Annotated in this window: 22 protein-coding genes and 1 pseudogene; 13 read left to right on the forward strand and 10 right to left on the reverse strand. The window is 70.2% G+C overall.

Features of this window, described 5'->3' with window-relative positions:
* The first annotated feature begins 4 nt into the window (after positions 1-4).
* From ACFVGS_RS29105 to ACFVGS_RS29120, 4 genes are all read left to right on the forward strand, one after another.
* Positions 5-1,093: a family 2 encapsulin nanocompartment cargo protein polyprenyl transferase gene (locus tag ACFVGS_RS29105; RefSeq protein WP_385694555.1), complete on the forward strand. Its 1,089-nt coding sequence runs from the start codon at positions 5-7 to the stop codon at positions 1,091-1,093.
* A 104-nt stretch (positions 1,094-1,197) separates the two neighbouring features.
* Positions 1,198-1,782: a dihydrofolate reductase family protein gene (locus ACFVGS_RS29110; protein ID WP_385694557.1), complete on the forward strand. Its 585-nt coding sequence runs from the start codon at positions 1,198-1,200 to the stop codon at positions 1,780-1,782.
* Between the two features lie 26 nt (positions 1,783-1,808).
* Positions 1,809-2,123, forward strand: a complete 315-nt coding sequence (locus ACFVGS_RS29115; protein ID WP_385694559.1) for a hypothetical protein — start codon at positions 1,809-1,811, stop codon at positions 2,121-2,123.
* 42 nt (positions 2,124-2,165) lie between these two features.
* Positions 2,166-2,585 carry a DUF6304 family protein gene (locus tag ACFVGS_RS29120; protein WP_384419768.1) on the forward strand — a complete coding sequence of 140 codons (420 nt, stop codon included), beginning with the start codon at positions 2,166-2,168 and terminating at the stop codon, positions 2,583-2,585.
* 78 nt (positions 2,586-2,663) lie between these two features.
* Here ACFVGS_RS29120 and ACFVGS_RS29125 read toward each other — a convergent pair whose 3' ends face one another.
* A complete protein-coding gene (locus ACFVGS_RS29125) occupies positions 2,664-3,140 on the reverse strand; it encodes a group II truncated hemoglobin (RefSeq protein WP_384419765.1) in 477 nt (158 codons plus the stop codon).
* 40 nt (positions 3,141-3,180) lie between these two features.
* The gene (snpA, locus tag ACFVGS_RS29130) at positions 3,181-3,831 is read right to left on the reverse strand and encodes a snapalysin (RefSeq protein WP_385694563.1); all 651 of its coding nucleotides are present in this window, start codon (positions 3,829-3,831) and stop codon (positions 3,181-3,183) included.
* Positions 3,832-4,009: 178 nt separating this feature from the next.
* On the opposite strand from snpA, the gene ACFVGS_RS29135 reads away from it, so the two are divergent.
* The 4 genes from ACFVGS_RS29135 (at position 4,010) to ACFVGS_RS29150 (ending at position 6,702) form a co-directional block, all read left to right on the forward strand.
* The gene (locus ACFVGS_RS29135; protein WP_385694566.1) at positions 4,010-4,963 is read left to right on the forward strand and encodes a LysR family transcriptional regulator; all 954 of its coding nucleotides are present in this window, start codon (positions 4,010-4,012) and stop codon (positions 4,961-4,963) included.
* Positions 4,960-5,472, forward strand: coding sequence for a hypothetical protein (locus tag ACFVGS_RS29140; RefSeq protein ID WP_385694568.1), 513 nt, complete (start codon positions 4,960-4,962; stop codon positions 5,470-5,472). The genes ACFVGS_RS29135 and ACFVGS_RS29140 overlap by 4 nt, the downstream gene beginning before the upstream one ends.
* Positions 5,469-5,930 carry a GNAT family N-acetyltransferase gene (locus tag ACFVGS_RS29145; protein ID WP_384419754.1) on the forward strand — a complete coding sequence of 154 codons (462 nt, stop codon included), beginning with the start codon at positions 5,469-5,471 and terminating at the stop codon, positions 5,928-5,930. Before ACFVGS_RS29140 ends, ACFVGS_RS29145 begins: the two co-directional genes overlap by 4 nt.
* A gap of 319 nt (positions 5,931-6,249) precedes the next feature.
* Entirely contained in the window at positions 6,250-6,702 is a 453-nt protein-coding gene (locus ACFVGS_RS29150; protein ID WP_385694571.1) for a hypothetical protein, read from the forward strand.
* Between the two features lie 154 nt (positions 6,703-6,856).
* Here the strand turns inward: ACFVGS_RS29150 and ACFVGS_RS29155 are convergent, their stop codons facing one another.
* The 5 genes from ACFVGS_RS29155 to ACFVGS_RS29175 form a co-directional block, all read right to left on the reverse strand.
* Positions 6,857-7,726 carry a nucleotidyltransferase gene (locus ACFVGS_RS29155; RefSeq protein ID WP_385694573.1) on the reverse strand — a complete coding sequence of 290 codons (870 nt, stop codon included), beginning with the start codon at positions 7,724-7,726 and terminating at the stop codon, positions 6,857-6,859.
* 7 nt (positions 7,727-7,733) lie between these two features.
* Positions 7,734-8,276, reverse strand: coding sequence for an SLATT domain-containing protein (locus tag ACFVGS_RS29160; protein ID WP_385694576.1), 543 nt, complete (start codon positions 8,274-8,276; stop codon positions 7,734-7,736).
* A gap of 334 nt (positions 8,277-8,610) precedes the next feature.
* Positions 8,611-8,976 (reverse strand): ASCH domain-containing protein, encoded by a 366-nt coding sequence (locus ACFVGS_RS29165; protein ID WP_385694577.1) that lies wholly within the window; start codon positions 8,974-8,976, stop codon positions 8,611-8,613.
* On the reverse strand, positions 8,973-10,088 hold the full coding sequence (locus ACFVGS_RS29170) for a hypothetical protein (protein ID WP_385694579.1): 1,116 nt from the start codon (positions 10,086-10,088) through the stop codon (positions 8,973-8,975). Before ACFVGS_RS29170 ends, ACFVGS_RS29165 begins: the two co-directional genes overlap by 4 nt.
* A complete protein-coding gene (locus ACFVGS_RS29175; protein WP_384419740.1) occupies positions 10,085-10,585 on the reverse strand; it encodes an ATP-binding protein in 501 nt (166 codons plus the stop codon). Before ACFVGS_RS29175 ends, ACFVGS_RS29170 begins: the two co-directional genes overlap by 4 nt.
* 102 nt (positions 10,586-10,687) lie before the next feature.
* Here ACFVGS_RS29175 and ACFVGS_RS29180 point away from each other — a divergent pair, with 102 nt between their 5' ends.
* The 3 genes from ACFVGS_RS29180 (at position 10,688) to ACFVGS_RS29190 (ending at position 14,233) form a co-directional block, all read left to right on the forward strand.
* Positions 10,688-12,025, forward strand: coding sequence for a helix-turn-helix domain-containing protein (locus ACFVGS_RS29180; RefSeq protein WP_384419737.1), 1,338 nt, complete (start codon positions 10,688-10,690; stop codon positions 12,023-12,025).
* Positions 12,022-12,840, forward strand: a complete 819-nt coding sequence (locus ACFVGS_RS29185; protein ID WP_385694581.1) for a class I SAM-dependent methyltransferase — start codon at positions 12,022-12,024, stop codon at positions 12,838-12,840. Before ACFVGS_RS29180 ends, ACFVGS_RS29185 begins: the two co-directional genes overlap by 4 nt.
* A gap of 538 nt (positions 12,841-13,378) precedes the next feature.
* Complete coding sequence (locus ACFVGS_RS29190) at positions 13,379-14,233, forward strand: hypothetical protein (RefSeq protein ID WP_385694583.1); 855 nt, start codon at positions 13,379-13,381, stop codon at positions 14,231-14,233.
* Between the two features lie 327 nt (positions 14,234-14,560).
* Here the strand turns inward: ACFVGS_RS29190 and sodN are convergent, their stop codons facing one another.
* Entirely contained in the window at positions 14,561-14,956 is a 396-nt protein-coding gene (gene sodN / locus ACFVGS_RS29195; protein WP_128982927.1) for a superoxide dismutase, Ni, read from the reverse strand.
* A 143-nt stretch (positions 14,957-15,099) separates the two neighbouring features.
* On the opposite strand from sodN, the gene sodX reads away from it, so the two are divergent.
* On the forward strand, positions 15,100-15,534 hold the full coding sequence (gene sodX, locus ACFVGS_RS29200) for a nickel-type superoxide dismutase maturation protease (protein ID WP_384419868.1): 435 nt from the start codon (positions 15,100-15,102) through the stop codon (positions 15,532-15,534).
* On the opposite strand, the gene ACFVGS_RS29205 is transcribed toward sodX, so the two are convergent.
* A complete protein-coding gene (locus ACFVGS_RS29205; protein WP_384419726.1) occupies positions 15,438-16,067 on the reverse strand; it encodes a CGNR zinc finger domain-containing protein in 630 nt (209 codons plus the stop codon). The genes sodX and ACFVGS_RS29205 overlap by 97 nt on opposite strands.
* 96 nt (positions 16,068-16,163) lie before the next feature.
* Here ACFVGS_RS29205 and ACFVGS_RS29210 point away from each other — a divergent pair, with 96 nt between their 5' ends.
* Complete coding sequence (locus ACFVGS_RS29210; protein ID WP_385694585.1) at positions 16,164-16,949, forward strand: class I SAM-dependent methyltransferase; 786 nt, start codon at positions 16,164-16,166, stop codon at positions 16,947-16,949.
* A 72-nt stretch (positions 16,950-17,021) separates the two neighbouring features.
* On the opposite strand, the pseudogene ACFVGS_RS29215 reads toward ACFVGS_RS29210, so the two are convergent.
* Positions 17,022-17,298, reverse strand: a pseudogene (locus ACFVGS_RS29215) (ectoine/hydroxyectoine ABC transporter ATP-binding protein EhuA); the annotation flags it as partial.

Genomic DNA, 17,298 nt, shown 5'->3' on the forward strand with positions numbered 1-17,298 from the left:
GAACATGACCACGACCAGCGCGGATGCCGTGACCACCGCGGACGCCGCGGCCGGCGCGGACGCCGTGACCGGGGGACGGAGCGCCGTGCTGCTCCTCGACCGGACGCGCAGCGTCGTCGACCCCCAGCTCCGTACGACCGTCGCGTCCCTGCCCGGTTCCATACGGCGCATCGCCGCCTACCACTTCGGCTGGGAGGAGGCCGACGGCAGCCCGGCCGCGGACGGCCAGGGCGGCAAGGCCATCCGCCCGGCCCTGGTGCTCGCCGCCGCCCGCGCGCTCGGCGCGGACCCGGCCCCGGCGGTGAAGGCCGCCGCGGCGGTGGAGCTGGCCCACAACTTCACCCTGCTCCACGACGACATCGTCGACGAGGACCCGACCCGCCGTCACCGGCCCACCGCCTGGAAGGTGTTCGGCATCCCCGACGCGCTGCTCGCCGGCGACGCGATGAACGCGCTCGCGCTGCGGCTGCTCGCCGAGGACCCCCACCCGGCCTCCGTCCCCGCCGCGGCCCGGCTCGCCGCCTGTGTCATCGAGCTGTGCGCGGGCCAGCAGGCGGACTGCGCCTTCGAGCAGCGCGGACCGTACGAGGTCTCCCTGGACGAGGTGGTGGCGATGGCCACCGCCAAGACGGGGGCGCTCCTCGGCTGCGCCTGCGCGCTGGGCGCGCTGTACGCGGGCGCCGACGAGGAGGCGGTCGCGGCGCTCGACGCGTTCGGCCGGGAGGCCGGGCTCGCGTTCCAGCTGATCGACGACCTGATCGGGATCTGGGGCGATCCGGGGCGTACGGGCAAGCCGTCCGGCGCCGACCTCGTCGCGCACAAGAAGTCGCTGCCGGTGGTGGCGGCGCTGACCTCCGGGACCCCGGCGGGCGAGGAGCTGGCCGAGCTGTACGCCCGCCCGTTCCTGGACGCGGACGCGGTGCGGGTGGCGGCGGACGCGGTGGAGCGGGCCGGCGGCCGGGACTGGGCACAGGGCCAGGCGGCCGAGCGGATGGCCCGTGCGGTCGAGCAACTCTCCCGCGCAGTGCCGGACTTGTCGGCGGCCGGGGATCTGCTGGCGCTGGCGGAGTTCGTGACGCGGCGAAGCCGCTGACGCGCGAATCCCTGTGCGAAAAGAGCTTGCGCAACCACTACGGATGGAGCACTATGGGCGCAGTGGTCAGCGAGACCACTGCCCCCTAAGGAAAGAGTTCCGGCTTGCGCAAGCTCACGTACTACGTCGCCTGCTCCCTCGACGGCTTCATCGGCGACCCCAAGGGCGACGCCTCCTCCATGTTCCAGTTCATGGACGAGGAGTACGCCGCCTTCATGAACAGCGAGTACCCGGAGACCATCCCCTCCGTCGCCCGGGAGGCCTTCGGCGTCGCGGGCGTGCCCAACAAGCGGTTCGACACCGTGATCCAGGGCCTCGGCTCGTACCGCCTCGGCCTGGAGGCCGGCATCCCCAGCCCGTACGCGCATCTGCGGGAGATCGTCGCGACGCGCTCGCTCACGGAGTCGCCCGACCCGAACGTCGAGCTGGTCGCCGGCGACCTGGTCGCCCGGGTCCGCGAGCTCAAGGCAGAGGACGGCCCGCTGGGCATCTGGCTCTGCGGCGGTGCGAACGTCGCCGGTCAGCTCGCCGACGAGATCGACGAGCTCGTCATCAAGAGCTACCCGCAGGTGTACGGCTCGGGAATGCCGATGTTCGGCGCGGACTTCGCCGTGCGCGACTTCGCGCTCGAGGACGTCCGGTCCTTCGGGAACGGGGTCGTCGTGCGGACGTACACCAGGAAGCGGTGACGGGGGTCGCGCCCTAGGCTGGAGACATGACCGAGCCTGCGCCGTTCACCACACGGGACCCCCAGGCCCAGCACCCCTGCCCGGCCTGCGGGCAGCCCCGGCAGGTCCTGGCGAAGCGCCACAAGGTCCTCGGCGCGTGGGTCCCCGAGTGGGAGGTGCAGCCCTGCCGCAACCCGCGATGCAGGCTGTACGTCCCCGATGACGGGGAACCGCGCGACGGAGACGGCGGAGACGGCGGTGGCGAAGACGGGGGTGCCGGCGGCGAAGACGGCGCGGAAGCCACCAGCGCGCACGTGACCGGCAAGAACGGCGAGACCGGGAGAAGTCCGGCCGCCGGGTGACCGGCCGCGCGCCGGAGCCGGTCATACCGCTACAGTCCGCGCATGTCATCGGAGTCGACAGAAGTCTGGACCGGTTGGTACCGGGACCGCCGCGGTGCGGAAGCGATCGTCATCACGGCCGACGGGAGCCGTGTGGCGACCCGTATCAGGGGAATCGAGTACACGGGCGCGAGCTTCGCCGCGCTCACCGCCGCGGACGAGGGCGGGCAGGCCCTCACCGGGTGCGTGCTGGAGTGGGACCTCCCGCTCCCCGTCGTCGCGGACGGCGCCACCCAGCAGGCGACGCTCAGCTGCCTGCTGACCCTCGGCGAGCGCGCCGACCTCAGCCTGACCCTCCACTACGGGGGAGCGGCCTTCGAGTCCGGCATCGCCGGCGGTGACTTCGAGGAGGCGCTGAGCCGGGTACGGCGCCAGCTGCCGCCCGGTACGGAGTTCGGGCGGCAACTGCTCCAGGCGGCCTGACGGCCGCGCCTCCGCCCGGAGGGCCGCACACGAACGAACCCGGGGGATCCGACCGCCGCCGGGCGGGCACGTACGGCCTCAGGCGAGACCGTCCCAGCCCCAGCGCGGGGTGGGCCCGGGCTCGCCCAGGTCCGTACCCGGCGCGGAGGCCGAGACGTCCTTGGCGATCCGGGTTCCCCAGTCGAAGTACTCGATCACCCGGCGGCGCAGCAGTGCGTCGTCCGGGAGTTCCTTCTCCACGGCCGCGGTCATCAGCTCCATCCAGCGCAGCCGCTGCTCCTCGGTGATGGCCAGACCGAGGTGCGCGGTGAGGAGGGCCTGATGACCGCCGTGGTGTGCCGTGAAGCCGGCGGGGCCGGAGAAGACCTCGGCCAGCCACACGGCGACGTGCTCGACGTGGGTCGGGGTGAAGTCGGCGAAGACGGGGGCGAGGAGAGGATCCGCGAGGACCGCCTCGTAGAACGTGTCGGAGAGCCGGCGCAGCGCCTCGGCGCCTCCCACGGCCTCGTACAGGGTGGTGCTCCGGTCGCTGTCGGTGCTCCGCTCTTCGGGCATGTCCGCCACGCTACCAACCGGCGCCCCCGTCAGGGGCTGGTCAGGACGACTTGAACGCCGACGCGAGCCCGTAGCGCCACAACTGGTCGACGCGGGACCGCTCCTGGGAGTTCGGGTAGGCGTTCGTGCAGGACGTGCCCGGCCCGCCGCCGGACATCAGCTCGCTGCACGGGCCGCTGTAGTGGTCGGGGAGGCCGAGCACGTGGCCGGTCTCGTGGGCGGTGACGCGGGTGGAGTTGTACTGCTGGTTCTGCCGGTAGTCGAGGAAGATGTAGCCGTTGCCGTGCCCGTCGGTGCTCGCGTACGAGCCGCGGGAGTCGTTCCCCTCGTAGTACGCGAAGTCGGCGTTGGCGCCCTCCACGAGGCGGACGTTGACGACGGAGCTGTTCCAGATCTGCGCCGAGCGGGATATCTGGGTGCGGAAACTGGGTGCGTTGGCGGCGCTGTAGACCACGGTGACGGCGGTGGCACCAGGCGTGGCGGCCCGCTTCTTCGCGACCGACCTGAGGACGGCGTCGAAGAACGCCTGGTTGGCCCTGGCCTCCTCGGCGGAGCCGGCGTAGCCGACGGAGCCGGCGTGGGCGGCGCTGGGGACAGGCGCCGCGGCGGCCGGGACGGCTCCGAGGGAGAGGCCGAGGCCGGCGCCGACGGCGGTGGCCAGTAAGGACGTGAGGATCTTCGGGTGTCTCATGGGGGGCTCCTCCTGTGGGGTTGAGGAGAGTGTCGGGGGAGCCGGGTCGCGTGGGAATGATGTCATCCGCCGATAACGCGATGACATCACGCCACCATCAACTCCGGCCCATAGGGCGAGAGTTGACAAATCGCTGACGGTCTGGCGCGCCGGTCGGGAGGCGCCCTAACCTCGGACCATGGAGCTGGAGGTGAGGCACCTGCGGGCGCTCTGCGCCATCGCGGACACCGGCAGTCTGCACAGGGCCGCCCGCCGGCTCGGCGTCAGCCAGCCCTCCCTGACCACCCAGCTGCGCCGCATCGAGAACGCCCTCGGCGCCGAACTCTTCACCCGCGGCCGCACCGGCTGCCACCCCACCCCGCTGGGCCGCTCCGTCCTCAGCCGGGCCCGCCCGCTCGTCGACGGCATGACCGCCCTGGTCGCCGAGACCCGTGCGGCCGCCGCCCGCGCCGAAGGCCCCGCGCTGCGCGTCGGCTCGACCGCGAGCCGCGCCCTGCCGGGCTGGCTGCGCCGGCTCCGCCAGGGGCTGCCCGGGAGCGACATCGCGCTACGGGTGGACGTCTCCGCGAACACGCTGCTGCGCGCGGCCGCGGCCGGCCGGCTCGACCTGGCCTTCGTCCACGAGGTCGAGGGCTGCCCGTTACGGGTCCCGGACGGCCTGCGGGGCCGGGTCCTGGTCGAACGCGAACCGCAGTTCGTCTCCATGGCCCGCGACCACCCGGCGGCCGGCCACGAGGTCGTCGACCTCGCGGACCTCGCGCACGACCGCTGGACGGTCGACCCGGCCGTCGACGGGGAATGGGACGGTCTGCGGCGGGTCCTCGCCGCAGCCGGCCTCGACCCGCCGCTGCTGCACGCCGACTACCACACGGCCGCCTCCCTCATCGCCCTCGGCGAGGCCGTCGCCCCCTGCCAGCCCACCTCGGGCCCGCGCGAGGACATGGCGATCCGCCCGCTCCGCGGCGACCCGCTGGCCGTCCGCCTCCTCCTCTTCGCCGCCCCGGGCGTCCCGCTGGACCGCGCGTACGCCGAACTCGCCGCGGCCTACCGCGAGGCGGCCCTGCGCGCGGCCCCGTACCGCACCTGGCTGCGCGCGGGTGGGACGGCGGGGCCGTGCATGATGGCGGTATGAGCGAACACGGGGACGAACACGCGGACTGGGACGCCGTCATGGCGCTGTCGAAGGACCACCACGCGCGCACGGTACGGCCGTTGGGCGCCCGGGAGACGTCCGGTCACCTCCTGAAGGTGTACGGGATCGAGGCGCCGGGCCGTACGGTCGGCGAGGCGGAGGCCGCCCCCGCCCTGCGGCTGGCAGCCGGCCATCTGGCGCTCGGACGCCACCGCGGCTCCCTCGGGCTCGCGGTGCTGATCGTCCACGCGGGCGGTGACGGCGACTACGTCCTCGTCCACAGCTGGATCGAGGGCCACATGTCGGACCTGGCGATCTGGACCGGGCCGGCGGGCCGCCCGGAGGAACTGCGCCCGGGCCGCGCCGGCCTCGCGCCGTGCGTCTGGGAGGCCGCCGTCCTCGCCCACGAGCGCGAGGCCTTCGTCCGCCACGTCCTGGACGGCACCGGCCCGGCCGGGACCCGCCTGGCCGCGTGGTCGGCCGACGCGCTGGAGGGCGAGGTCCGATGACCGACGCCCTCGTCCGCCACGCCCGCCCCGAGGACCTGGACCGGGTCGCCGCACTGGCCGCCGAGCACGCCGCCTACGAGAAGGCCGCGCCGCCGCCCCCGGACCTCGCCGCCCGCCTCCACCGCCTCCTCTTCGAGACCACCGCCCCGCGCCTGCGTTGCCTGGTCGCCGAACTCCCCGACACGACCCTCGCCGGCTACGCCACCTGCGCCCCGGAACTCTCCACCTGGTCCGCGACCGAGTACCTCCACATGGACTGCCTCTACCTCACCGAACACTCCCGCGGCCACGGCCTGGGCCCCCTCCTCGTCGCCGCGGTCCGCACCGAGGCCCGCACCCTCGGCCTCACGGAGATCCAGTGGCAGACCCCCACCTGGAACGAGGGCGCGATCCGCTTCTACGACCGCCTGGGCGCCACCCCGAAGCAAAAACTCCGCTACTCGCTCCCGACGGACTGAGCAAGCCTGAAGGGGCCCACCCGCTGACGCGGGTGAGCCCCTTCAGAGCAGGCGAGGAGGAAGATCAGGCCTCTTTGGTCTGCTGGTAATGGGCGGGGTCGGTGACCTGCCAGGATCTTCCCTGCGGGTTGCTGACCTGGTCTTTTGTTGATGGCTGGCGATGGGGTGCGACGGTCGTGATCGGGTGTCCTGCGGACTGTGTGCGGACTGGCCGAGGGTCCGGCACGAGCGACACTACGTTCAGGCCGGCCTGGCGGGCGCAGCGTGGTGGCGGCAAATGCGGATGCCCAGTCAGCTGCCCGTCGGGCACGATCGCGGCATGTCTACCGAAGTCAGCGGGATGATCGAGTGTCGACCCGGCGCCCGCCTTTGGGGCCCCGATGACGAGGACTCCGTATGGCAGGCCGCCATCGACCTCTTCCTCCTCAACAACGGCAACTCCTACGACGCCCTCGCCTGCCTCTTCGGCATCCGCAATTCCTTCGGCTTCCGTCCGCTGGCCGAAGGCCGCGGCTTTCCCGCTGACGCGTCCGAGGCGCTGCGAACCGAGTACGCCACTTACGGGGGCCCTCCTGACGTACACGGCACAACGTGGATCACGTGGTCCGAGCTCGCTGTCGCTGACTGGAGCGAGACGGACAGTTCCGGTACTCGCAGTCGCGACGGTGTTGCGGGAAACGAGACCGACTGGGGACCGGTCTGGAGCGTGATGCGAACGCTCGGCGAACTCCACGGAGCGGATCAGGTGCGGCTTGTCGTCTGGTTCCACTGATCGCAAGATGGCAGGCGGACGGCCCGGGGGCGAGGTCGTGGGCACCTCGCCGCTACTTGGCGGGAAATCTCCACTTTACGGGAGCGTCGAGCCCTCTCGGGGGCTACGCAACGGTCGCAGGTCCGCTGTTCCCGCCCGCAGGGGCACCGACCAGTCAGCGCTTGGGGAACTGGCGGCCGAACAGCAGGTTCAGGTAGTCGAAAGCCTGCGGCATGCTGTAGGCATTCTCGGCGGTGACGGCCTTGCGGGCGCGAGTCGCGGCGGTGCGGAGATTGGACAAGGCCGTCGTCTTCTTTGCCGCGCTGGAGCACGCGGAGAACCGGCTTGCCTTCCCCAGAGGGTCGTTCATGTCCGCTAGCGCGATCTTGTCGAGCCACTCCAGATAGCCGCATAGATGTAGGGCGGCACTGAAGTGTGTCTGAACCGCCATGTACTGGGCTGCACGCATCTCCAGGTAGAAGGAGGAGATTGGCACGTGGTTGTAGTACTTCCACGCCTTGGCAAGACGGGCCAACTTCTTCGTGCCGCCGACGATGCCAGCCTGTTGATTGACCCCGTTGACGTAGTCCAGGTGCACTGTCGGGGCCGAACTCATCCACCCGTTGGCTGGTCCGGGGATGTCGTAGATGGGTGTTGTGCCCTTAGGGGACGTGCGGAACCCCGGGAGGATCTCCCACTGCTCCGCTCCACCAGCGAACCTGACGACGACGGTGGGCCGGCGGATCTCGACGGTGGTCGTCGGAAAGCTGGATTTCAGGGCTTCCTTCACCCATTGCAGAGCGGTGTCGGAAGTGGGCTTGCTGCCGGTCATGCTGACCAGCAGATCAACGTCGCAGTGGTTCCGAACGCCGGTTCCGTGACCAAATGAGCCGGTCTCGCGGAAGAGGTACACGCCGAAACGAGCGGAACCCTTAAGCGAGGTCTCAACGCTGAACCGATGCCGGGCTTTGGCGTCTCGATCGCTCTGGAGGGGCGTGAGGCGTTCCAGGAAGACGCCGAAAGCTTGGGAAACCGTGAGTGCCATCGCTGCTCTACCGCCCCGTCGTCGCGGTCGTTTCGTCAACGGCGTAGGTCTGCCCGCCGCCGTCGATGTTGCGCTGGGCCCGCCTGTAGGCCCGCCTGTTCGGGGGCTCGGCGGTCTTGTTCTGCTCATCCCGCCGAGCCGTGAGCTCGGCCAGGGCCTGGCGTGCCTCATCGATGGACGAGTAAGGCAGGTCGATCTCCCTGGCCTGACGGGCTGCGGTCTGGATCTCCAAGTAGGCATTGCCTGCCGCTGCAGCTTGGTTCATCCGATGCGATGCGTTGATGGTGGTGAGGATGGCGCCGCAACCAGACGCGACGAGCGCGAGGATGCCAGCAGGGACCCGCCCGGCTGTGGAAACGAGCGCGGCAGCGCCAGAGATGCCTGCCAGCACGCTTGCTGGCAGACCAAGCCCAAGATTGACACCGCGCCACTGCTTGGTCAGCTCGAACTGCATTTGCCCGCTGTACTTCGCGCTTTCTTCTAGCCGTTTCAGTTCGGCCTCTATCGCGCTTCGGCGCGTGGCCTCGGATGGGCCATCAGGTTCCGTCATGCCGACTAAGGTACGGGCAGACAGTGACAGCTAGTCCGCGGTTTTCACCGTCCGGCGGCCCTCCCGCCGTCGTGGACTCTCTGCTCGCCACCTTCGCCAGGTTCATCGGGACAAGAGAGCCCAAAGTCCGCCGGAGGAGCGGTCGTTCGTCAGGGGTACAGAGACCGGACAGCCGCCGCGCTGGCGTCGTGACCGCTGGGCGTCAACGCCGCGAGGGCCTGTTAATGCCGAGCAGCAGGACAGCCCGTTGATCGAGTTGACCGTCACTGATTTCCGTCGCCTGATTGCCGATGGGGAGACCAGGGATCCAGAGCGAACGATCCGGATGGGACTGTCACGCCTGGCGTGCTCGCGAAACGGTGATCTCGATGGCGAGGGCGCCGAGGGCTTCCTTCTCAGGCCCATAGATGGTGCGGATGTTGGCCAGCTGCTGGTCGCGGGTTGCGGTCGGGTTGACGTTGGAAGGGCCTTCGCCGTCGAGGAGGGCCTCGAAGTTGGGGTACTCGGTGACGCGGAGGACTTCGACGTCGCAGGTCTCGTCCGTGCCCTTGATGCGGAAGCGGATGGTGTCGCCGGCGGCGAGGTCGGCGAGGTGCGGGTACTTGGCCCGTACCTCGATGGTCTTGGTGCCCGCGGCGACGAGCTCGAAGTACTGGCGGTAGAGGTTGAGCTCGCGGACGCGGGCGGTGCGGTCGGTCATCGGGAGGGAACGCTCCTGGGGGACGGTGCGGTGATCAGGCGGCCGATCTCGGCGGCCGAGTACGAGCGGAAGAAGTGGCGGGGGTCGGAGAGCAGGGTCTCGGCCATGGCGAGCAGCTGGTCGGCGTACTCGGTGACGGTGCCGGGCCACTGCCGGGTGTCGAGCATCCATGGGGCAGCGCCCTCGGGCAAGGGGGCACGGCCTTCTCGAATAAGGGATTTCGACAGCTTGGCGCCGGTGTCGGTGACGACTTGGGGGCAGAACAGGCGGGCCGGGAGCTGGGCGCGGGTGAGGCCCACGGCCTGGAGGGCCTCGTCGACGAGGTGGGAGCCGAAGACCCAGTCGCCACCCTTCACCATGACGTGCAGGGTGCCCCGCGGGCTGGTCAGGGCAAGTTCCTTGACCAGGTTGCGGTAGAGGGTGGCCAGATCGAGGTAGCCCCCGGCAGTGGGCGTGATGGTGGCCTCGTACCGGCCATGGTGGAGGCACGTCGCGGAGACTTCCGCCGACTCGGGGCTGGCGAGGTGGACTCGGGTGCGTTCGGCGTGCTTTTCCGCCCAGCCGCAATCGGGGTACGGGCAGGGGACGCGGAGGTGTGGGGTGCCGGTGGAGGGGGCGAGCCACCAGCGGGCGGCGTTGATGCGGGGGAGGAGCCGGAGCCAGGTGCGGCGGTAGTGCGCGCCGGCCTGCTGCTGGGTGTACGTCTCGATGCGGTGAGGGATGCCCAGGCACCTGGACAGGGCGGTGAAGAGGGGCTGGTAGAGGGCGGTGACGAGGTCGAGCAGGGCCTGCTCGCCGAGGGCCTGGGCGTAGGCGCGCTGGTAGCGGTTGCCGCTGGCGGGGTCGGTGGCGAGCTCGTACGGGGCGTTGTCGAGGGCGCTGAAGAGCACCTCGGTGGGGAGGCCGAAGCGGTCGCGTAGTCGGGCGGCCATGGCGAAGGCCAGGGATTGTACGAGCGAGGTGCCGATGTGCGGGGCGCCGTTGATCTGGGTGCCGACGACCAGCACGATCCGCTCGGGCGGCGCAGCCAGGATCCGCGGGGTCAGGACGTCCTCGGCGTGGTGGAGGGCGTTGGCGAGGACGGTGTTCGGCGAGACGGGGTGGGTGGTCACGACGTGTCTCCCTGGGGGCCGGCGGTGTGGGGCGGCATGGGCACGGCCCCGCTCTTGGCACGGTCGAATGTGGCCCAGACGCACTTTCCGGGGCCCGTTCGCTCCTTCATGCCCCAGCTGTCGGCGGTCGCGGCGACGATCAGCAGACCGCGGCCGTCGACGGCGGACTCTTCGGGAGTTCGTCGCGTCGGCGTGTTCTCCCCGCTGTCGTGGACTTGGATCCGCAGTTCCTCGGCGAGGGACTCCACGCGGACCAGGACCAGGTGACCCACGGGCGCGCCGTGCAGCACTGCATTGGTGACGAGTTCTGAAGTGCACAGCCGCACGTCGTCGAGGCGGCTCGTCTCACCCCATTCGGTCAGCGTGGTGGCGACGAAATCGCGAGCGGTACGCGGTGTGGTCCGGCGGCGGGGGAAGAGCATGGTGCGGTGCCGGGCTGTTTTCGGAAGGAGATCCGGGGAGGCGTCGGTCGCCTCGTTGGTGAGTCTGCTTGCCATGGTCAACAGCAAAGCGACTTAACTCATTTGGGTCGGGAGCCAGCATGGGGGCCAAGGCGGGGGCCACTATGGGGGCCAGAGTCACTGTTCCTGGGGGACGGCATGGGCGACATCGGGATCGGCGCCTTGCTCGTCCGGCTGCGCACCGAGCGCGGCTGGAGCCAGCAGAAAGTTGCCGATGAGTACAACGCCCTGGAGGGGCGCTCCGCGAAGACCGGCAAGGAGATCGGGCGGTACGAGCGCGAAGCGCGAGTTCCCGTTCCCTACACCCGGACGTACCTGGCTCAGGTCTTCGGTGTCGATGTCGCCGTGCTGGACCAAGCCGTGGCCGTCAGCAAGGGACGGCGGGAGGAGGCCTGCGCCGCCGAGGTCGAGATCCTGCAGTCGGTGCTGCCGTCCGAAGTCACTCACGTTCGTGGAGGTCCTCTCTCCGAGGACGCGGTGCGGTCGGCCGAGTTCGCCCGACTCATCGCGCAGCGCAACGCCGACGAGTTCGTCGTGGAGCAGCTGGAGGCCGACGTCGGTCGGCTTGCCCGTACGTACGTCAGCCATCCGTTGATGGAGCAGTACGTCGAGATCAAGCGGTTACGGGATGGGGTGTTCGAGCTGCTGCGTGGGCGCCAGCACCCAAGGCAGACCGCTGATCTCTACCTGTCCGCTTCTCGCCTTTGCGGCCTGTCCGCACACGTCTGTCTCGACCTTGGCGCCTACGACTCTGCCGCCACCCACGCCCGTACCGCACGCGCCTGTGCCGAGGCGGCGGGGCACGAGGGGATGCTGGCCTGGGTACGGGCCGTGGAGTCGTTGATCGCGTACTGGACCGGGCGGTACGAGCAGGCGGCCCAGCTGGCTCAGGCCGGCCGGCGGCACAGGGCGAGTGGCAGCATCGGCGCACGGCTGGCGAGTCTGGAGGCGCGGGCGTTGGGGACAGTGGGCGACTCGGCAGGTGCGCTCGCCGCCCTGTCGGATGCCGAACGATCGCGCGAGGCGATCTCAGGTGCGGACGAGGTGCTGGGGGTCTTCGACTTCCCTGCGGCCAAGCAGTTCGCGTACGCCGGAACGACCCTCTTGGCCGTGGGCGGGCAGGAAAACCTCCACCGGGCCATCGTCAGCGCGGAGACGGCGATCTACCTCTATCGCAGCGCGGACGGAGACGACCAGTCGGTTGGTGACCTCTTCGCCGCGCACCTCGACCTCGCCCGCGGGCACATGCTCCTGGGCGACCTGGACGGCACTGAGAAGATGCTCGGCTTCGTTCTCGAGTCCTCGCCGGAGCGCATGTCGGCCAGTATCGTGCGCCGGCTCACCGTTCTCGGGCGGGAGTTGGAAGGGCCGCAGTACGGTGGAGCCGCGCAGGCCGTGCAGCTGCGCGAACGTCTCCACTACACGGCCGTCCGTGCGCCCCTGTCCGCCGCCCACCCTCCGGAGTTGCCGACGTGACCGACCTGTCCGCCGCCCACGATGCCGCCGTCACCGACCGGGACCGCCTGGCGGGCAGCGCGTACAACGGAGACCGGGATCTGGCGGCTCGGCAGTCGCTCTACCGGTGGCAGACGCCTCGGTACGACCTGCCCGGCCTCGTCGCCGAGAAGCTGAGCAGCGTGCGCGGTCGCGTCGTCGACATCGGCTGCGGCAACGGCAAGTTCATCCAGCGGCTCCGCCAGGACCGGCCGGACCTGTCCCTGCTCGGCCTCGACATCGCTCCCGGCATCCTCGTAGGCGTCCCAGGCCCGGTCGCCGTGGCGGACGCCGCGCGGCTTCCGCTGGCGGTGGGCGGTGTGGACGCCGCGCTCGCGCTCCACATGCTGTACCACGTGCCTGACATCCCCCAGGCCGTCAGGGAGCTGGCCCGGGTCGTCGCCCGTGACGGGCTGGTGGTCGCCTCCACCAACAGCGACCGCGACAAGGCCGAACTCGACGAGCTCTGGCAGCGGGCCGCCGGTGATGTCCTCGGCCTGGAGCGGGGCCCGGCTCGTATCTCGCTCAGCGCTCGCTTCTCCCTGGAGAAGGCCCCGGCGTTCCTCGGCGAGGAGTTCAGGCAGGTCGAGGTCGTCGAACTGCCAGGGACCATCACCGTCCGCGACCCTGAGCCCGTCATCGCCCACATGGCTTCGTACCGAGCCTGGGCAGACCAGCAGGACGTGCCCTTCGACGCGACCATTGATCGGGCCCGTGCCCTCGTCACCGACGACATCGCCCGCAATGGCGCGTACGAGATCACCTGCCTTGGCGGCATCCTTGTCTGCCGCCGCTGACCGGGAGAGTCGCTACAGCTCGTCGGTCACACTGCCGTCGGGGTGGTGGCGGTAGAAAATACACGCGGCGCTCGCCCGAGGGCTTCTGCTGTTCGGCTTCGTACCAGGGAACCAGGCGGGCCCACGCTTCCCTTTGCTGACGGACGTTCGCTTCCAACCAGTCCGTGAAGCGGATGTAGACCCGAGACGGTTCGGCGTCACCCTCGGAGTAGGTCCACACCTCTGGATCGCGCCCTTCGCCGCGCAGGAACTCGAATTGGTACCCCTGGTGCATGAAGATCACGCGATCGGAGCTGCGCAGGTGAAAAGGCTCTTGGTTCTCTCTCAGCAGTTCGTCCTGCTTCCCGGAGGCCGACGACGTCGGGGTAGAAGACCCTGCTTGACCTCCCTCCAGAACTGCACGCGAACCCACCCCAGTACGCCGGCCGATCCTGCCCCGGCCCGTCGGTCTGAGGCTAACGGACACCTGCCGCCTTGGCTTGAGTCCTTGCTAGTGCGTGCGTCGGGCCCTGACCAGGGGCAGTAAGCTCCGTCGATCATGAGCATGCAGGCCACCCCCGAGGGTTTGCCGGATGAGGTGCCTGGGACCGACCTCCGCGAGGCATGGCGGACCGGTCGAGTCTTCGGCCCGCCGATCCGGCGGACCTTTCGCGACGTCATCGCCGGCCGTCTCTCAGACCCGCTGCCACCGCAGGCAGCGATGTTGTTCGAGCCCCTGGCGGATCCGCACTGGGACAGCGACAGGTGCTTCCTCGGCGACTTCTACAACGAGATCCTTCATCAGGACACCTGCCATCCGTACACCGCAGAGGGTGTCGCCTTGCTCGCAGCCCTGTCCGTCGACGACCGAGTACCTCCTCAGCTCCGTTTCCAGACCGTGGTTCTGCTGTTCGAGATCGCCACGGTCACAGACCGCCACCTTGCCCAGTGCTGGCCGGACGTCCCGCCACATGCCGATCCCGAAAGTGCGGGCAGGGCCCGTGACGCCGTCCGGTCCTGCATCCCGGACCTTCTTGCCCGGTGGGCGATGGAATGTCCCGCAGTCCGTCTGGCGCTGGCAGGCCTCGCCGTCGTCTTTCCCACAGTTCGCACACTGCCCGCACTGACCTCACGGCTTCAGGGCTTCGCCGAGCAGTACCCTCAGGGCACCGACATCGGTGACTACGTGCGATTCGCGCTGGTGCTGGCCGCCGGCGATGACCAGCACACCCTTACCGCAGTCGAGACGCTCACGGACGCGTACTGGACAGGCACGGCACGCAGAGCACCCACACGCGCACGAGCATTCCACTTGCTCGGCCAGATGCTGACGACAGTCGGCGGCAACCTCAGGCGGCCCGCTGCTGGGCATGACGCGACGACCGTCCTGGGGAATCGCAGGCTCTCGCGTTGATCTTGTGACGATTGTTAGCGGACGAGGTCGCCGGGCATGAGGGTCGCAAGGCTGTCGAGCTGCCCCACATGGTCCCCCACGACCTGCGGCACTTCTACGCCTCCGCGCTCATCGCCGGCGGCGCGCTGCACGAGCGTCAAGCAGGTGCAGCTGGTCCTCGGGCACGCGTCCGCCGCCATCACGCTGCGGACCTCCGCGCACCTGTGGCCGGGCGAAGAAGACCGCACCCGGGCCGTCATGGACGCCGTGCTCGGCGGCCTGCGGACCGGGTGCGGACTGGTCGACCAGACGATTGGAGAATCGCAGGTCAAGCGGCTTGACCGGAGGTCAGGCCTTCTTCGTCTCCCAGAAGATGCGGTCGATCTCGGCGATGAGCTCCAGCGCCTTCTCGCCCGTCTTCGGGTCCGTCGAGGCCTTCGCCGCCGACAGGGCCTTCAGGGTGTCGTTGATGAGCACGTGCAGCTCGGGGTACTTCTCGAAGTGCGGGGGCTTGAAGTAGTCGCTCCACAGGACCGAGACGTGGTGCTTGGCCAGCTCGGCGCGCTGCTCCTTGATGACCGTGGCGCGGGCGCGGAAGTGCGGGTCCTCGTTCGCCTGGTACTTCTCCTGGACGGCCTTGACCGACTCGGCCTCGATGCGGGCCTGGGCCGGGTCGTACACGCCGCAGGGGAGGTCGCAGTGGGCGCTGACCTTCACCTTGGGGGCAAACAGGCGGGAGAGCATGCTGCTGTCCTTCCTCGTGATCGTCTTCTCAAGGTGGGACATTACTCGGTGGGCAGCGCGATTTCGCGAGTGCCCCCTGGTGCTTAGGACAAAAGTCCAGGGTCACCATGGGACTCGTGGACGATCGGACCGGGAGGTACCGGATGGTGGAATCGGGGCGTGAGCCGGGGCGGGAGACCGGGGCCCCGTTCGGGATCGCCGAGGTGACGGGGGTGTCGATGGTGCCCACGCTGCTCCACGGCGACCAGCTGTTCGTGCGGTACGGGGCCCGGCTGCGGGCCGGGAACGTGGCCGTGCTGCGCCACCCGCTCCAGCAGGATCTGCTCATCGTGAAGCGGCTGGTCGAGCGGCGCGAGGGCGGGTGGTGGGTGCTGGGGGACAACCCCGGCGCCGAGGGGGACAGCCGGGTGTTCGGGGTCGTCCCGGAGCCGCTCGTGCTCGGCCGGGTGCTCGCGCGGTACCGGCCGGTCACCCCCGGGCGTCAGCGGTCGGCAGGCGTGGTGCTCTCCTGGCTGTTGTCGGCCGTGCGGCCGGTGCGCTCGGCGTCGAGGGCCTCCTGGCGCTTGCGGGCGCGGTAGGCGGCCACGTTGGCGCGGGTGGCGCAGCGGTCGGAGCAGTAGCGCCGGGAGCGGTTCGTGGAGGTGTCCAGGTAGGCGTTGCGGCACGGGGCGGCCTGGCACAGGCCGAGGCGGTCGGCGCCGAACTCGGTCAGGTGGAAGGCGAGGCCCATGGCCGCGATGGCGGCGTAGCCCGCGGTCGCGTTCGACGGGTGATCGGCGAGGTGCATGTGCCACCGCGGCCGGCCCTCCTCGTCGAGGTAGTCGTGGCCGGAGATCTGCGGGCTGACCGGGAACTCCAGCAGGAGGGAGTTCAGCAGGTCCACGGCTCCCGTGTGGTCGCCCTCGTCGGCCGCCGTGAAGACGGCCCGCAGCCGGGACCGTACCGAGCGGAAGCGGGTCACGTCGGCGTCCGTCACCCGCCGGGCCATCTGGGAGGCCGCGCCGAACAGTTCGCGGACCACCTCGACGGAGGTGAGGGAGTCCTTGCCGCGCGCCGGTTCCTCGGTGTTGACCAGTCGCACGGCATAATCCGAGTAATAGGCGAGTTCCACTTGTAGTCCTTACTCCGGCGGGCTAGGGTCAGGGGCGGGGAAGGGTAAGCGACGCTTGCCCTTCGAGGGTATTACGAAGCGGGTGGAGGAAGAACCATGTCGGACGACACCGCGGGCCGGACGGGCACGGCGACCACCGGGACCGACTGGGCGGCCTGGCAGCGCAGCTGGGACCGCCAGCAGGAGTGGTACATGCCCGACCGCGAGGAGCGGTTCCGGATCATGCTCGACATGGTCGAGGCACTCGTGGGCCCGGAGCCCCGCGTGCTCGACCTCGCCTGTGGTACGGGAAGTATTACGGACCGGCTGCTCCGTCGGTTCCCGAAGGCCACCAGCACCGGCGTCGACCTCGATCCCGCGCTGCTCACCATCGCCCAGGGCACCTTCGCCGGGGACGACCGCGTCACCTTCGTGACCGCCGACCTCAAGGACCCGGCGTGGACCGAGGCGCTGCCGTACGACTCGTACGACGCCGTCCTCACCGCCACCGCCCTGCACTGGCTGCACAGCGAGCCACTGGCCGCCTTGTACGGCCGGCTCGCCGGTCTCGTCCGCGAAGGCGGCGTCTTCATGAACGCCGACCACATGATCGACGAGACCACCCCGCGCATCAACGCCGCCGAGCGCGCCCAGCGGCACGCCCGCATGGACCGCGAGAAGGCCGCCGGCGTCCTCGACTGGGCCGACTGGTGGGCGCTCGCCGCCGAGGACCCGGACCTCGCCGGGCCCACCGCCCGGCGCTTCGAGATCTACGGCGAGCACGCCGACGGCGACATGCCCGCGCCCCGCTGGCACGCCGACACCCTGCGCGCCGCCGGCTTCGGCGAGGCCCGCGCGGTCTGGGCCTCGCCGTCCGACACGCTGCTCCTCGCGGTGCGCTGACGCACGGGGAAGGGGCGGTACGGGCTCGTGCCCGTACCGCCCCTTCCCGTCGTCGCCTACCGCCCGCGGGACCTACAGCACCTTGGACAGGAAGGCCTTGGTGCGGTCGTGCTGCGGGTTGGTGAGGACCTCGCGGGGGTGGCCGGACTCGACGACGACGCCGCCGTCCATGAAGACGAGGTTGTCGCCGACCTCGCGGGCGAAGCCCATCTCGTGGGTGACGACGATCATCGTCATGCCGTCCTCGGCGAGCCGGCGCATGACGTCGAGGACGTCGCCGACGAGTTCGGGGTCGAGGGCGGAGGTGGGCTCGTCGAAGAGCATGAGCTTGGGCTGCATCGCCAGGGCG

The sequence above is a fragment of the Streptomyces sp. NPDC127114 genome (assembly GCF_042677525.1).
GTDB lineage: Bacteria > Actinomycetota > Actinomycetes > Streptomycetales > Streptomycetaceae > Streptomyces.

Coding starts and splice junctions, on each gene's coding strand:
- ACFVGS_RS29115 (WP_385694559.1), top strand. CDS start 1,809: ATGACCGAGCCTGCGCCGTTCACCACACGGGACCCCCAGGCCCAGCAC.
- sodX (WP_384419868.1), top strand. CDS start 15,100: ATGGTGGAATCGGGGCGTGAGCCGGGGCGGGAGACCGGGGCCCCGTTC.
- ACFVGS_RS29145 (WP_384419754.1), top strand. CDS start 5,469: ATGACCGACGCCCTCGTCCGCCACGCCCGCCCCGAGGACCTGGACCGG.
- ACFVGS_RS29135 (WP_385694566.1), top strand. CDS start 4,010: ATGGAGCTGGAGGTGAGGCACCTGCGGGCGCTCTGCGCCATCGCGGAC.
- ACFVGS_RS29120 (WP_384419768.1), top strand. CDS start 2,166: ATGTCATCGGAGTCGACAGAAGTCTGGACCGGTTGGTACCGGGACCGC.
- ACFVGS_RS29125 (WP_384419765.1), bottom strand. CDS start 3,140: ATGCCCGAAGAGCGGAGCACCGACAGCGACCGGAGCACCACCCTGTAC.
- ACFVGS_RS29210 (WP_385694585.1), top strand. CDS start 16,164: ATGTCGGACGACACCGCGGGCCGGACGGGCACGGCGACCACCGGGACC.
- ACFVGS_RS29155 (WP_385694573.1), bottom strand. CDS start 7,726: ATGGCACTCACGGTTTCCCAAGCTTTCGGCGTCTTCCTGGAACGCCTC.
- sodN (WP_128982927.1), bottom strand. CDS start 14,956: ATGCTCTCCCGCCTGTTTGCCCCCAAGGTGAAGGTCAGCGCCCACTGC.
- ACFVGS_RS29140 (WP_385694568.1), top strand. CDS start 4,960: ATGAGCGAACACGGGGACGAACACGCGGACTGGGACGCCGTCATGGCG.
- ACFVGS_RS29150 (WP_385694571.1), top strand. CDS start 6,250: ATGTCTACCGAAGTCAGCGGGATGATCGAGTGTCGACCCGGCGCCCGC.
- ACFVGS_RS29105 (WP_385694555.1), top strand. CDS start 5: ATGACCACGACCAGCGCGGATGCCGTGACCACCGCGGACGCCGCGGCC.
- ACFVGS_RS29165 (WP_385694577.1), bottom strand. CDS start 8,976: ATGACCGACCGCACCGCCCGCGTCCGCGAGCTCAACCTCTACCGCCAG.
- snpA (WP_385694563.1), bottom strand. CDS start 3,831: ATGAGACACCCGAAGATCCTCACGTCCTTACTGGCCACCGCCGTCGGC.
- ACFVGS_RS29180 (WP_384419737.1), top strand. CDS start 10,688: ATGGGCGACATCGGGATCGGCGCCTTGCTCGTCCGGCTGCGCACCGAG.
- ACFVGS_RS29160 (WP_385694576.1), bottom strand. CDS start 8,276: ATGACGGAACCTGATGGCCCATCCGAGGCCACGCGCCGAAGCGCGATA.
- ACFVGS_RS29190 (WP_385694583.1), top strand. CDS start 13,379: ATGAGCATGCAGGCCACCCCCGAGGGTTTGCCGGATGAGGTGCCTGGG.
- ACFVGS_RS29175 (WP_384419740.1), bottom strand. CDS start 10,585: ATGGCAAGCAGACTCACCAACGAGGCGACCGACGCCTCCCCGGATCTC.